This is a genomic window from Halopiger goleimassiliensis (genome assembly GCF_000455345.1).
Lineage (GTDB): Archaea > Halobacteriota > Halobacteria > Halobacteriales > Natrialbaceae > Halopiger_A > Halopiger_A goleimassiliensis.
The window spans coordinates 46,213-59,568 of record NZ_HG315690.1; the positions used below are offsets into that span (position 1 = coordinate 46,213).

At 63.8% G+C, this 13,356-nt stretch carries 12 protein-coding genes; 9 read left to right on the plus strand and 3 right to left on the minus strand.

Annotation, left to right across the window (positions count from 1 at the left end; genetic code table 11):
• The first annotated feature begins 74 nt into the window (after positions 1 to 74).
• A complete protein-coding gene (locus tag TX79_RS00235) occupies positions 75 to 3,104 on the plus strand; it encodes a PAS domain-containing sensor histidine kinase (protein WP_049924972.1) in 3,030 nt (1,009 codons plus the stop codon).
• A gap of 36 nt (positions 3,105 to 3,140) precedes the next feature.
• Here TX79_RS00235 and TX79_RS00240 read toward each other — a convergent pair whose 3' ends face one another.
• The gene (locus TX79_RS00240; RefSeq protein ID WP_230198518.1) at positions 3,141 to 3,659 is read right to left on the minus strand and encodes a DUF7523 family protein; all 519 of its coding nucleotides are present in this window, start codon (positions 3,657 to 3,659) and stop codon (positions 3,141 to 3,143) included.
• Positions 3,660 to 3,801: 142 nt separating this feature from the next.
• Here TX79_RS00240 and TX79_RS00245 point away from each other — a divergent pair, with 142 nt between their 5' ends.
• The 6 genes from TX79_RS00245 (at position 3,802) to TX79_RS00270 (ending at position 8,670) form a co-directional block, all read left to right on the plus strand.
• A complete protein-coding gene (locus tag TX79_RS00245; protein WP_049924974.1) occupies positions 3,802 to 4,125 on the plus strand; it encodes a NifU family protein in 324 nt (107 codons plus the stop codon).
• Positions 4,126 to 4,172: 47 nt separating this feature from the next.
• The gene (locus tag TX79_RS00250; protein WP_049924975.1) at positions 4,173 to 4,421 is read left to right on the plus strand and encodes a BolA family protein; all 249 of its coding nucleotides are present in this window, start codon (positions 4,173 to 4,175) and stop codon (positions 4,419 to 4,421) included.
• A 56-nt stretch (positions 4,422 to 4,477) separates the two neighbouring features.
• Entirely contained in the window at positions 4,478 to 4,942 is a 465-nt protein-coding gene (locus TX79_RS00255) for a PH domain-containing protein (protein WP_049924976.1), read from the plus strand.
• Positions 4,943 to 4,949: 7 nt separating this feature from the next.
• Entirely contained in the window at positions 4,950 to 6,683 is a 1,734-nt protein-coding gene (locus TX79_RS00260) for a PH domain-containing protein (RefSeq protein ID WP_049924978.1), read from the plus strand.
• An 85-nt stretch (positions 6,684 to 6,768) separates the two neighbouring features.
• Positions 6,769 to 8,181, plus strand: coding sequence for a class II fumarate hydratase (locus tag TX79_RS00265; RefSeq protein WP_049924980.1), 1,413 nt, complete (start codon positions 6,769 to 6,771; stop codon positions 8,179 to 8,181).
• Positions 8,182 to 8,436: 255 nt separating this feature from the next.
• Positions 8,437 to 8,670, plus strand: a complete 234-nt coding sequence (locus TX79_RS00270; RefSeq protein ID WP_049924981.1) for an HVO_2901 family zinc finger protein — start codon at positions 8,437 to 8,439, stop codon at positions 8,668 to 8,670.
• Positions 8,671 to 8,730: 60 nt separating this feature from the next.
• Here TX79_RS00270 and TX79_RS00275 read toward each other — a convergent pair whose 3' ends face one another.
• Complete coding sequence (locus tag TX79_RS00275) at positions 8,731 to 9,390, minus strand: enoyl-CoA hydratase/isomerase family protein (RefSeq protein WP_049924983.1); 660 nt, start codon at positions 9,388 to 9,390, stop codon at positions 8,731 to 8,733.
• 1,245 nt (positions 9,391 to 10,635) lie between these two features.
• Between TX79_RS00275 and TX79_RS00280 the strand changes: the two genes are divergently transcribed.
• Together TX79_RS00280 and TX79_RS00285 are read left to right on the plus strand one after the other, a co-directional pair.
• Complete coding sequence (locus TX79_RS00280) at positions 10,636 to 11,028, plus strand: DUF5805 domain-containing protein (RefSeq protein WP_049924985.1); 393 nt, start codon at positions 10,636 to 10,638, stop codon at positions 11,026 to 11,028.
• The gene (locus tag TX79_RS00285; RefSeq protein WP_049928218.1) at positions 11,018 to 12,067 is read left to right on the plus strand and encodes a tyrosine-type recombinase/integrase; all 1,050 of its coding nucleotides are present in this window, start codon (positions 11,018 to 11,020) and stop codon (positions 12,065 to 12,067) included. The genes TX79_RS00280 and TX79_RS00285 overlap by 11 nt, the downstream gene beginning before the upstream one ends.
• 296 nt (positions 12,068 to 12,363) lie before the next feature.
• Here TX79_RS00285 and TX79_RS00290 read toward each other — a convergent pair whose 3' ends face one another.
• Positions 12,364 to 13,293, minus strand: a complete 930-nt coding sequence (locus TX79_RS00290; RefSeq protein ID WP_049924986.1) for a hypothetical protein — start codon at positions 13,291 to 13,293, stop codon at positions 12,364 to 12,366.
• Between the last annotated feature and the right edge of the window lie 63 nt (positions 13,294 to 13,356).

Consider the following 13,356-nt stretch of genomic DNA (forward strand, 5'->3'; position numbering starts at 1 on the left):
CGTTCGTCGTCACGGTTCTACTCGAGCGGAAGACCGACGGGAGGTTTATCCCCCTCACTCGCTAGCAGAAAGACATGAGTACCCACTCGGACGCCACGGGAGGGATCTTCTGGGGGGACGCCGACGACGACGTGGCGCTCGATCGCTTCCGAACGCTCGTCGACACGATCGACGACGGAATCTACCAACTCGATGCCGAGGGGCGATTCGTCGCGGTCAACGACGTCATCGTCGAGACGACCGGCTACAGCCGCGACGAACTACTGGGGGAACACGTCTCGCTCGTTCTCACGGACGACGACGTCGCGGATATCGAACGCGAACTGACCGACTACCTGACGACGAGTGCGACCGACATCGCGACGTTCGAACTCGCGATTCGGACCGCCGACGGGGAGTCGATTCCCTGCAAACTGCGCGTCAATCCCGTTCTCGAAGACGACGAACTGGTGGGATCGATCGGGGTCGCCCGCGCCCGTCAGGAACCCGATCGAGGGCTGAAAACGCTCGGATCGGTGGATCCCTCCTACGAATCGATCGCGACCGTGCTGGACGAAGCGAACGTCGGGGTCGTCCTCCTCGACGACGCGTTCCACGTCAGGTGGATCGACGAGACTGCGGAGGAGTACCTCGGTCTCGACCGGTCGCGCGACGTCGGACGGGATCACCGGGCGGTGATCGAGGAGACGGTGACCGACCGACTCGCCGAACCGTCGGTGTTCACTCAGCGCGTCCTCGAGGCCTACGAGAACGACAGCTACCTCGATCGGTTCGAGTGCCGCGTCGTCGGCGACGCCGAGCACGACGAACGGTGGCTCGAGTACCAGAGCAAACCGATCGAGTCCGGTGCCTACGCGGGCGGGCGCATCGAACTCTACTACGACGTCACCGATCGGAAACGCTCCGAGGACGACCTGCGCGAGAGCCGGGAGGCGTTCCAGTCGCTGGTCGACGCCGTCGAAGAGTACGCTATCTTCCGACTGGACGCCGACGGCAACGTCATTAGCTGGAACGAGGGAGCGAAACAGATCAAGGGGTACGAGCCCCACGAGATCCTCGGCCACCACTTCTCGACGTTCTACACGCAGGAGGACCGCGCCGAAAACAAGCCCGAACGGAACCTAGAACGCGCCCTCGAGAACGGCTCGGTCGAGGACGAGGGCTGGCGCGTCCGACAGGACGGGTCACGCTTCTGGGCGAACGTGACGATCACGCCGGTACGGGACGCCGCCGGGGAGCACACCGGCTTCCTGAAGGTGACCCGCGATATGACGGACCGCTGGGAGCGCGAACAGGAACTCGAGAGCGAACTGCAGGAGATCCTCAGCCGGATCTCCGACGCCTTCTACGCGGTCGACGACGAGTATCGGTTCACGCACGTCAACGAACGAGCCGAGCAACTCCTCCAGCGCTCCGAGGACGAGTTGCTCGGCGAGAAACTGTGGGACGTGTTCCCTGACCTCACCGAGATCGACGAGGTCTGGGACGCCTTCCACACGGCCATGGAGTCCCAGGAGCCGACCAGCTACGAACTCTACTACGACACGCTCGATTTCTGGGTCGAAGCGAACCTCTATCCCTCGGAGACCGGCATCTCCGTCTACTTCCGGGACGTCACCGAACGCGTCGAGCGCGAGCGCGACCTCGAGCGGACGGAACGACGGTTCGAGGCGATCTTCGAAGATCCGAACATCCTCGTGGGGCTGCTCGAACCCGACGGGACGGTGCTGGACATCAACGGGACGGCGATGGAGTACATCGACGCCGACCTCGACGACGTCACCGGCGAACCGTTCTGGGAGACGCCGTGGTGGGGCGAGGGCGACGGCGTGCAGGAGGACGTGAGAGAGTGGACCGAGCGCGCCGCGGCCGGCGAGTACGTCGAGTTCGAGGCCGACCTCACCCGCCCGAACGGCGACTGGTACACCCTCAACGGCGTCTTCCGGCCGGTGACGGACGACGACGGCGACGTCGTCTCCATCGTCGTCTCGGATCGCGACATCACCGAGCGCAAGCGCCGCGAGCGCCAACTCGAGGAGAGCGAGCAGCGCTACCGCGCCCTCGCCGAGTACTTCCCGAACGGCATCGTGACGCTGTTCGACCACGACCTCGAGTACACGCTGGCGGCCGGCCAGGGGTTCGACAAGATCCCCGTCGAACCCGACGACCTCGAGGGACGGAGCTTCGACGACGTCTGGCCCGATGAAACGAGCGAGACCCTCGAACCCGCGTTCCGGGCCGCCCTCGACGGCGAGGAGCGGTCGGTCGAACTCCAGTACGCCGGGCGGGAGTGGGTGCTCTACGCGGTGCCGATCACCGACAACCGGGGCGACGTCTTCGCCGGCGTGACGATGGCCCACGACATCACCGAGCGCAAGGAGTACCAGCGCAGACTCGAGGAGACCATCGATCAACTCGAGGAGTCGAACAGGCGACTGGAACAGTTCGCTTACGCCGCCTCCCACGACCTGCAGGAACCCCTGCGGATGGTCTCGAGCTACCTCCAACTCATCGAGAACCGCTACGACGACGCCCTCGACGAGGACGGCGAGGAGTTCCTCGCGTTCGCGATCGACGGTGCCGAACGAATGCGCGAGATGATCGACGGCCTACTCGCGTACTCCCGGGTCGAGACGCAGGCCGACCCGCTCGAACCGGTCGACCTCGATCCGATCCTCGAGGACGTGATGGAGGACCTCCAGATCAGTATCGAGGAGAGCGACGCCGAGATCACGGTCGGCGACCTGCCCCGAGTCGAGGGTGACGCCGGTCAGTTGCGACAGCTGTTCCAGAACCTGGTGTCGAACGCGATCGAGTACAGCGGGGACGAGCCGCCGAAGGTACGGATCGACGCCGCGCGACGGGATCGCAGGTGGGAAATATCGGTCAGCGACGACGGGATCGGGATCGATCCGGACGAACAGGAACGCGTGTTCGAGGTCTTTCAACGGCTCCACAGCCGCGACGAGCATTCGGGGACCGGCATCGGATTAGCGCTCTGTCAGCGCATCGCCGAACGCCACGATGGGGACATCTGGGTCGACTCCGAACCGGGCGAGGGGGCGACGTTCTTCGTGACGCTTCCGGCAGCCGACGCCGAGTAAGCCGTCCTGATCCCGGCCGGTGTCGCGTCGCGTTCGTTACCGTTCTCGATCCGTCCGGACTGGCGTCCGCTCGAGCGCGCCTTCGACCGTTCGAACTGCGTTTGCCCCCTCGAGTCGATCCACGATCACAACCAGCGTCTCGTCCCCGACGCCGGCCACGATGGGGTCGATCCCCTCGACGCCGAGTCGTCGGATTGTCGTCGCGAGGGCGGTCGGATCGACCGAACCGGTCGCGACGATCGCGGTACGATCGCCGCCGGTCGGTCCGAAGGCCGCGTCCCCGACGACGAGAAGCGGCGGTTCCTCGTTCTCACCGTCGGCGGGATCGATCCGGCCGAATCCGCTCTCCATCCGCACGCGGACCGTCCGCGGTTCCGTCTCGTAGTCGTCCAGTTCCTCGGCGTAGCGGCGCAACGCGGTTGCGATGGCGTCGGTTTCGCCCTCCACATCGAGGTATCGAGCGGCGGCGGTGTAGTTGACGACGTCGGCGCGCAGCGCCGTTCGGAGGAACGGCCGCTCGTCGACCGCCCGGCGCGTCTCGGCTGCGAGTGACATATGCGCACCCGGACGTCGCGACGGCATAAAGTCGCCGTCCTCGAGTCGGACCGCGATCGGACCGGTTCCCAGACACCACGTCACTGACACGGCGGAGTCGTTCGTGAACAGGGCTAAATCCCTCCGGTTCCTCGAGTCCGGTATGCCCGACTCCGAGTCCGACCGGTCGCCCGAAGACGCGGTCCGCGACGACGTCTCGCTGTTCCTCCGACGGAACTTCCCCCAGATCGAACTGCACGGCGGCGACTCGACGGTCACCGAGGTCGACCTCGAGGAGGGGCGTGTCTCGATCGCGCTGACCGGTGCCTGCGACGGTTGTGGGGTCAGTTCGATGACGACGGAGGCGATCAAACACCGCCTACCCGCAGAGATCGACGCGATCGACCACGTCGTCGTCAGCACCGGCTTCGACGGCCTCGCGGAGACTGGATCGGGACTCGACGTTCCGCCGGACACCCCGTTCTGAGTTGTGAGACCGCGGCGTTTTTGCCTCGACCGCCCGTTGCCCCGCATATGAACCCTCAAGACGTCGAGGAACTCATCGAGACCGAACTCGAGGACGCCGAGGCGACGGTCACCTACGCACGCGACGAGCACGACGACGATCACCTCGCCGCGACGGTCGTCTCGCCTGCCTTCGAGGGACAGCCGCTCGTCCAGCAACACCAGCAGGTCTACGACGCGCTCGACGAACACATGACGACGGACATTCATGCGCTCGAGCTATCGACGTACACCCCCGAGGAGTACGACGACGCCTGACCCGCCGACCGAGTCCGAGCGGGAGCTTTATCCACGTGTGTTGATAGGACACTCGTATGGAAGCACTCCACTCGCGGATCCGGTTCCTCTGGATCGGCCAGGGCATCCTCGTCGCTGCGGTGCTCGGGATCGGCCTCGCTGCCGCCGACCAGTGGCTCTCGGTCACCGTCCCGACGGTCGCAACCGTCGGCGTCGTCGCTGTCGCGCTCGTTCTCTCCGTCGTGTACGCACTCTTGCTCTACCGGCGCTGGCACTTCGAACTCCAGTCCGACGCGCTCTACCTCGAGCGTGGCGTGATCACGTTCGTCGAAACGGCCGTCCCGTTCGTCCGCGTCCAGCACGTCGACACCCAGTTCGGCCCCGTCGAACGGGTGCTCGGCCTCTCGAGCGTCGTCGTCTACACCGCCGGGTCGCGCAACGCGGACGTCCGCATCCCGGGACTCACGCCGGACCGGGCCCGAGAACTGCAGGACACGCTCCGCGACCTCGCGGTCGAGAGCGAAACCGAAGACGCCGTCTAACTCGAGCATGAACCGACTCCATCCGTTCAGCGCGCTCGTCTACGCCGTCCAGTACGCCTTCCTCTGGCTCTGGGTTCCCGTCTTCCTGATCTTCGTGCTCGGCGGCGTCTTCGACCCGATCTCGCCGACCTGGTTCCCGTTCGTCGCCGCGCTCGGATTCGTCGCCGGCATCGCCTACGGGATCGCGTACTACTACCGGTTCGGCTATCGGATCACCGACGACACGTTCGACGTCGCCTCGGGCGTGATCGCCCGACGCGACCGCGAAATTCCCTACCGGCGAATCCAGAACGTCGACATCCGACAGGGCGTCTTTCAGCGACTCGTCGGTCTGGCGGTCGTCTCGATCGAAACGGCCGGCGGCGGCAGCACCGAAGCCACGTTGAGTTTCGTCGGCGAGGAGGAGGCGACGCGCCTCCAGAACGAGATCCGTCGCCGCACCGCCGAGGTGAAAGGACGTAGTACCGATCGACCGTCCGGTGCGTCCGAAGACGCCGACGAAACCGGGATGGAGGCCTCCGAATCGAGCGACGCCACCGAAGACGTCGGTACGTCGCCGGCTGACGTGGACGCGACCGGAGACGGTCCGACCGACGTCACGGACGAGCCAGCCGTCGACTCGCCGGATCGCGGAATCGGCCCCGGCCCGGGTGCTGGCGAGTCGATTCCCGGCGATCGAGCGCCGAACCAGGTCGCTGGACCACAGCGAGAGGGGCTGTTCGACCTCGAGGCCCGCGAACTCCTCCTGTACTCCTTTACCTCGTTTCGCCCGGCAGCCGTCGCCGGAGTGTTGTTCGTTTTCTTCTTCATGACCGACACGATTATCGAATTCTTCCTCAGTGTTGCCGAACCGCTAGGTGGACCGGCGGACCTCGAGACGGGAACCGCAAGCAGTTACGGCATTCTCACGCTCGTCTCGTTCGTCAACGGTGTCGTCATCACCTACCTCCTCAGCGTGGCCTACACGTTCGCGACCTACTACGACTTCCAACTGGGCCGGGTCGCCGACGACTTCGTCTACGAACGGGGGCTGCTCCAGCGATACAGCGGCTCCATCCCCGCCGAGAAGGTGCAGTCGGTCACTATCACCGACAACCCCGCACAGCGGCTGCTCGGCTACGCTGGGTTGTGGGTCGAGACGGCCGGCTACGGCCCCGACAGCAACGGTGGAAGTCAGTCCGCCGTGCCCCTCGCCGAGAGCGGCCGCGTCTACGGGTTCACCGAGAACCTCACCGGGATCGAAACGCCCCGGTTCAGGAGTCCGCCGACGGTCGCCCGTCGACGGTACTTCGTTCGGTACTCGCTCGTTGCCGCAGCTCTGGTCGCCCTGGCGTTCGGGCTCACTCGCGTGACCGTGTTCGAACGCTGGTATCTCGCGGCCGTCGCCTTCGTCGCAGTACCGGCCGCGGCCCACCTCCGCTACGTCAACCTCGGCTACTACGTCGGCGACGAACACCTCGTCGTCAGACGCGGCTTCTGGCGACGGCGGACGACGGTGATCCCCTACTACCGGATTCAGACGGTCAACACGCGACGCTCGATCTTCCAGCGCCGACTCGGTCTTGCGTCGGTCGTCATTGATACGGCCAGTTCCCGGACCCTGTTCTGGTCGGCTCCGACTATCTACGACGTCGAACTCGAGGACGGCCGTGACGTTCACGCGACGAGTCGCGACCGCCTCCAGACCGCACTACGAAAACGAAGCGAGGGCGAGGTCGGACTCTCGGTCGATTTCACCTGAGTCGTCCCGACGATTGACGGGCCGATTTTCCGCCCGTCACGTTCGTTTCGGTGGATTTTACCACCCTGGCCGTGACCCACCGCGTATGGGAGACGACGACTACCGAATCGAGGAGGACAGCCTCGGCGAGATGCAGGTTCCCACGGACGCGTACTGGGGGGCCCAGACCCAGCGGGCGATCCAGAACTTCCCCATCTCGGGGATCACGTTCGGCCGACGGTTCGTCCGCGCGCTCGGCGTCGTCAAGAAGGCCGCCGCGCAGGCCAACCGCGATCTCGACCTGATCGAGGAGGACGTCGCCGAGGCGATCATCGAGGCCGCCGACGAGGTCATCGCCGGCGAACACGACGACCAGTTCCCGGTCGACGTCTTCCAGACTGGCTCGGGGACCTCTTCTAATATGAACGCCAACGAGGTCATCGCCAACCGCGCCGCCGAGATCATGGGCGCGGAGATCGGCGACCGCGTCGTCCACCCCAACGACCACGTCAACTACGGCCAGTCGAGCAACGACGTCATCCCGACCGCGATGCACGTCGCCTCCCTCGAGGCCGTCGAGAAGGACGTCATCCCCGCGCTGGATACGCTCCGCGAGGCGCTCGAGGAGAAAGAGGAGGAGTTCGACGACGTCGTCAAGACCGGCCGCACGCACCTGCAGGACGCGACGCCGGTGACGCTCGGCCAGGAGTTCGGCGGCTACCGCACCCAGATCGAGAAGGGACTCTCGCGCGTCGACAAGGTCCGCGAACACCTCGCAGAACTCGCGCTGGGCGGGACGGCGACCGGTACGGGCCTCAATACGCACCCCGAGTTCCCCGGTCGCGCCGCCGAGTACATCACCAAGGAGACCGGCGTCCAGTTCCGCGAGGCCGACGACCACTTCGAGGCCCAGGCCGCCCACGACGCGATGAGTGAGGCCCACGGTGCGCTCCGCGTGGTCGCGGGTTCGCTGAACAAGATCGCGAACGACCTCAGACTGCTGGCCTCCGGTCCCCGTAACGGACTGGGCGAGATCGAACAGCCCGAGAACCAGCCCGGTTCCTCCATCATGCCCGGCAAGATCAACCCCGTCGTCGCCGAGGCCGTCAACCAGGTCCACAAGCAGGTCGTCGGCAACGACGCCGCCGTCTCCGCCGGTGCCGCGGAGGGCCAGATCGACCTCAACCTCTACAAGCCGGTCCTCGCCCACAACTTCCTCGAGTCGGCCGAACTCATCTCCAACGCCAGCCAGGTCTTCGCCGAGCGCTTCGTCGCGAAACTCGAGGCCAACGAGGAGTACTGCCGCGAACGCGTCGAGCAGTCGATGGCGATGGCCACCTCCCTGAACGTCCACATCGGCTACGACAAGGCCAGCGAGGTCGCCAAGACCGCGCTCAAGGAGGACAAGACGGTTCGGGAGGTCGTCCTCGAGAAGGGCTACCTCGACGAGGAGGAGGCAGACGAGGTCCTCGACCCCCGAAAGATGACCGAGCGCGGGATTCTCGGTCAGGACAACTGACGCCGTCGCCGGATCACCGCTCGAGCCGTTTCTCTCTGTGTTCTTACATAGTTGTGTGGGGGTGTGTGACGCGCCACCACGACACCGCAACGTGACGGAATTCGGAGTACTCGACAGCGAGTAAATCGATTATATTGACACTCTTTCTTCAATGGTAATTGGTAGTAAATCGGCGCAGTGGGGCCAAATCACGGGCGATTCGGGCGCAATAAAAGAACCCAAGCAGTTTTGACGGAGGGTCTCGTCGGACGTAATATGCACACCTGTCGTAACTGCAACCAGTCCTTCCAGACCGAACTCGCCCTCGAACTCCACCGGGACACGTGCCAGAACGGAGACCTATTCTGCCAGGTATGTGGAGACCGGTTCCGGGAGGTCGACGCCACACAGGACGGCTGGCACTACGAGTGTCCGAACGACGACTGCGAGGGCGAGGGCATCCAAGACGACCTCTATCGTGTCGAGGACGTCCGGACGGCGATCCAGTAAGTCGTTCGAGATTCACATCGTGCGGTGCAGGTTTTCGATTGCCGATTCGTTCGCCAATCCCTAGGCCATGGGATCGCCCATCGCTGCTTTCAATCGTCCAACTGCATCGGGGTCGTGGGCCGCTATTTCCTCGACGAGTTCGCGCGTCGTCGCTTCGACCTCGGATTCGGGTACGACTCGGTTTGCGAGCCCCAACTCCCGAGCGCGCTCGGGAGGAAGGGCGTCGCCGGTGAGCGCGATTTCTTTCGCCGGCCTGGTTCCGACGATGGCCTCGAGGTAGGGAACCGCCTCCGTGGCGGCGATACCGAACTGGACTTCCGGCATCGAGAGCGTCGTCTCCTCGCCCACGACGAGGAAATCACACCGCAGCGAGAGGATGAAGCCGATGCCGACGAGCGCCCCGCGGGCCGCGACCGCCGTCGGATACGATCTCGAGGAGAGAACGTCGTATACCTCCGCGGTTAGCGCGTCGATGTCGTCGGCGAACTTCTCGTCGTACGCCGGGTCAGCGACGATCTCGCGATCCATCCCGGCGCACGTCACCTCGCCTGCGCCGGTGATCACGAGACCACCGATATCGTCCTCCGGCAGGTCGACCAACGCGTCGCGAAGGTCGGAGAGTAACTCGAGCGTGACTGCGTTGAGGCTCTCCGGGCGGTTCAGGCGGACGATTGCGACGCCATTCGTGATCTCGAGGTCGACGAGTTCGGCCGAAGCCATGTGTCGATCCACTGTGCAATCCGTGAAAAGGGACGTGGTCGCGCTCTCGGTCGTTCTGTGGCCACCGGGGCTCGAACTCGGCTCGAGCGGTCCCCGGTGGTTCCTTGCAACTGACCCGAGAAAACGGTAGGAAGAGAATCTGCACCGGCCGTGGCGGCGATCAACGGCGATCGACAGTCGGGGAGATCTCTGGTAGCGTACGGGGGGCCGATTAGATATATCGAAATATGGTTTACGTGTTCCCACTCGACCGAACCGAAATCGCTCCCCGCGAACCACCAATTCACCTGTACGTCGTCGCTATCCCACAAAAACGTTCCGTTCGGCTGAATCGGGGCTCCTCGAGCCACCTGGCGTGGCTGGTCGACTCGCTGGAAGTTACTTCGCCAGGGTCGCCGAGACGAACGCTAATCGTGTCGCGATGCTGGGCTGCACCCGGCAACTGCGATTCGATTGGAGCGGCTCGATACTGGGACTTGACTGGCATCGGACCCGGGTTCAGCGATCGGCAGTAACGCGACAGATGATAGGAGTACCCATTCCCCGTTTGGGATCGAGGCCGGTATAGGCTGATCTCGTCAGCTCAGGCCGCGAGTGTATCTATCGATTGCTGACTGGCCACCGTTCAACTGACGGCACCAGTGGCGGAACGGTTTCGACCCACGATCGATCGGTGCTCGAGACGGAAATCCGACCCGCGAACTCGAAACCCACTTCAGTCCCCGAAAACGCCGTTAGATGCCATCTCATCGGATTTTCGCCGACTACGGCTCTGGGGCCGGGGACTGGAATCCCGTTGCCCGAATCGCTGAATAGGCCGGTCAATGAGCCGTCTCGATCCACTCCGTTCGGGTGAATTACGGGGAGTCGAGGGTAGTGGTGGTCCCGCCGGTGACATGCACGCATTCCTCGAGAAACGATCACTCTGTCGACTCGAGTCCGTGGCTGGTTGAGCCGTAGGGGCGAATACTCAGCGAAACCTGGTTCGATTTACCTTGGAACTGACAGTCTCGACACGTGGTAGATGGCCGGGATGATCGGGTGAACGAACGCCTGTGGATATACATTATCTCGAATCGTGGGTCTACAAGGGCAACTACTACATCTCTAATCACGGCCCAAATAGAAACTAAATCCTAATCTATAGGCCAATTTTAGTCGCCAAAGCGGACCTTCACATCGAGATAAACTCACTTAGCTCGAATTGGAGGTAGATTGAAGGTCGCGGCGTTTGATGGGTGGTGTATGAGCGACTCGGCGGATACGAATAAGAAATACGTCAAGACCTACGTCCCCGCTTACCAGAAGGCAGAGTGGCAGGACCACGCCGACGAACTCGACATGAGCCAGAGCGAGTTCGTTCGGACGATGGTCCAGGCCGGCCGGAAGGGGTTCGAACCCACTGAAGAGGAACCCGATTCTACCGGGTCAGACCCTGGGGGTAACGCCCTCGAAACACGGGTCCTCGAATTACTAGCCGATGACACGTTCTCCTGGGACGAACTCCTCGAGGCGGTCAGCGACGACATCGAGTCGCGGCTCGACGAGACCCTCGAGGACCTCCAGGCGAACGACCGGATCCGATACAGCGGCCGCGACGGCGGCTACACCCTGGTCGGTGATCGCGATGGCGACTGAACCCGGCACCCAAGCGCCCGAAGACGTCACCGATCCGATCGCGTACTTCCTCGACGATCAGCGCTACCACGGGAAGAGCGAACGGACGCTCGAAGCCTACGAACGGGTCCTCAGGGAGTTCGAATCGTTCGTCACGGCGCGTTTCGATCCGGTGGTCGGCCCCGGAGACGCCGGTCGTCGGGAGTGTATGGCCTGGATCCACTCGCTTCGGGGGGAGTTCGAACCGAGTACGATCGCCACGTACGCCTCCTATCTGAACCGCTTCTACGACTACATGACTCGCGTCGGCGTCTTCGACGACAACCCGATGGCGCTGGTCATGGAAGAGCTGTCCGAATCGATCGATACGGATCCGACGCGACGGGACATCTCCGTGCCGGAAATGCGGTCGTTCGTCGAATCGATCACCCATCCGCTCGAGCGAGCCGTCGTCCTGACGCTGCTGAAAACCGGGATGCGTGTCGGCGAATGCTGTAACCTCGATTTGCGGGATCTGAACCTCGAGACCGACCGAATCGACCTCGAGTGGACGCCGCGAGTCGAACTCGAACGCCGGCCGGCGTCGGTATTCGTCGCCGCCGCGCCCGAACGCGGAAAAACGATCAACGGTGAGGAACGGACGGCCTCCAACAAACGCAAGCGAGACACCGTCGTTCCGGTCGATGCGGAGCTCCGACGGGCACTCGAGGAGTGGCTGGCGATCCGTCCGGACGCCGTCTCCTCGGCGCAGCCGCTCTTTCTGGATACACGAGATTCCTGGGGAGAGCGCCTCACGCCCTCCGACGTCCGCTATATCGTGGAAAAACACGCTCGAGAGCGGGGCTGGTATCGGACGGGTGGCGGGACGACCGAGAACGTCACGCCGCACTACTTTCGGCACTTCTTCACGACGCACCTCCGGGATCGAACGGGTGACCGCGGTATCGTCCAGTACCTCCGCGGAGACGTCGCCGGCGACGTGATCGATACCTACACTCACAACTGGGGTGATCGCGTCCGTAAAACCTATCTCCAGCACATCTATTCGCTGATGGACTGAAACCGACGAAATCGGCCGTTCTACTCTCCTTCGTGATGTTGTTTACTATAATCGTACTCAATTATACTGTCTTATGCCGGCCGGGTAAATCATATATCGCTATACCGAACGTCGGGGGTGTCGATCGGTCATAGGTATCAACTGAGCGCCACGAATTACGATCGTAGACCATCGATCCGGGCCGGTTCACTCGAGTTCGCCATCCGTCGTCGAAGCCTCCAGACGGCGAAGAATTCGAGAGAACGGGGCTGTACGTAAGCGAATTTCGAAAGTACTGGGTCGGCTGACGTGACGTATCAGTAGCCGTCGACGGTGAGTTTGGTTTCCAGGTCGTCGCCGTCGAGGAGCGCCCGAACGGCCGCAATCGACTCGGAGACCTCGGAGACGTTCTCGAGGAGCACCGTCTCGCTGGGGAACAGTTGCTCGCCCAGCAGGAGGCCGTGGTCCCGGGCCGTCGATCCGGTTACGGTGAGGTAGACGCCCAGCCCGGTTTGTGCGATCGCCGCTTCTTCCTCGCGGCCGTCCTCGGGGTAGCGAAACTCGACGCCGTCGAGCGTTCGCGTTCCGAGGACCGCCTGGACGAGGCGCTCGTACCGCGGTTCGATACAGAGTGGCCCCTCGTATCCCTCCAGAAATGCCCGGTCGAGCGACGAGGACTGTGGCACGACGTCGGGAGTCCCCATCAGCGTGTGATAGACGGTGTCGCCGAGGCCGGTGACGACGCGAACGTCAGTATCCGCTGGATCGATCCGGGCGTTGACGTCGGCGATGCGATCCAGGGGTTCGGGCCGGAGTTCGACGACTTCCTCGAGCACGAGGTCGGCGCTGTCGAACCCCAGCGCGAACTCGTGGGTTCGCAGGGCCCGGAACGGTTCTTCGCGGCCGACGAGTCGGATTGCGACGTCGTCGGGAGCGGCGTCGACCCCCTCGAGGGGGATGGTGACGCTGTCGAAGACGATCCGGCGCGGTTTCCCGGCGCGGTCGTCGCGCAGGAGCGTATACTCCGGTTCGGTCGGATCGGTGACGGAACTGTAGTCGGCGAGACGATGGTAGACGTCGTCCTCGTCGGCGTCGATCGTTCCCTTGGTCAGAGCCTTCTCGTGGCGAAGCGTGGACGTGATCTCGTCGGCGAGATCCGGCACGTCGAGTCGACGAGCGACCCGCTCGAGCACCGACTCGAGCGGTCGCCCCTTGCGGGGTACGGCGATCGATACAGTCTCGCCCATCGGCGGATTCTCGACCGGCGAGGGATAAACGCGTTGCGTTTCCGGGAGCTACTGCGTCGAAAA

Excerpts from the sequence above, each read along its gene's own strand:
- TX79_RS00270 (WP_049924981.1), top strand. The coding sequence starts at position 8,437 with ATGCACACCTGTCGTAACTGCAACCAGTCCTTCCAGACCGAACTCGCC.
- TX79_RS00250 (WP_049924975.1), top strand. The coding sequence starts at position 4,173 with ATGAACCCTCAAGACGTCGAGGAACTCATCGAGACCGAACTCGAGGAC.
- TX79_RS00265 (WP_049924980.1), top strand. The coding sequence starts at position 6,769 with ATGGGAGACGACGACTACCGAATCGAGGAGGACAGCCTCGGCGAGATG.
- TX79_RS00255 (WP_049924976.1), top strand. The coding sequence starts at position 4,478 with ATGGAAGCACTCCACTCGCGGATCCGGTTCCTCTGGATCGGCCAGGGC.
- TX79_RS00290 (WP_049924986.1), bottom strand. The coding sequence starts at position 13,293 with ATGGGCGAGACTGTATCGATCGCCGTACCCCGCAAGGGGCGACCGCTC.
- TX79_RS00235 (WP_049924972.1), top strand. The coding sequence starts at position 75 with ATGAGTACCCACTCGGACGCCACGGGAGGGATCTTCTGGGGGGACGCC.
- TX79_RS00260 (WP_049924978.1), top strand. The coding sequence starts at position 4,950 with ATGAACCGACTCCATCCGTTCAGCGCGCTCGTCTACGCCGTCCAGTAC.
- TX79_RS00275 (WP_049924983.1), bottom strand. The coding sequence starts at position 9,390 with ATGGCTTCGGCCGAACTCGTCGACCTCGAGATCACGAATGGCGTCGCA.
- TX79_RS00285 (WP_049928218.1), top strand. The coding sequence starts at position 11,018 with ATGGCGACTGAACCCGGCACCCAAGCGCCCGAAGACGTCACCGATCCG.
- TX79_RS00240 (WP_230198518.1), bottom strand. The coding sequence starts at position 3,659 with ATGTCACTCGCAGCCGAGACGCGCCGGGCGGTCGACGAGCGGCCGTTC.
- TX79_RS00245 (WP_049924974.1), top strand. The coding sequence starts at position 3,802 with ATGCCCGACTCCGAGTCCGACCGGTCGCCCGAAGACGCGGTCCGCGAC.
- TX79_RS00280 (WP_049924985.1), top strand. The coding sequence starts at position 10,636 with ATGAGCGACTCGGCGGATACGAATAAGAAATACGTCAAGACCTACGTC.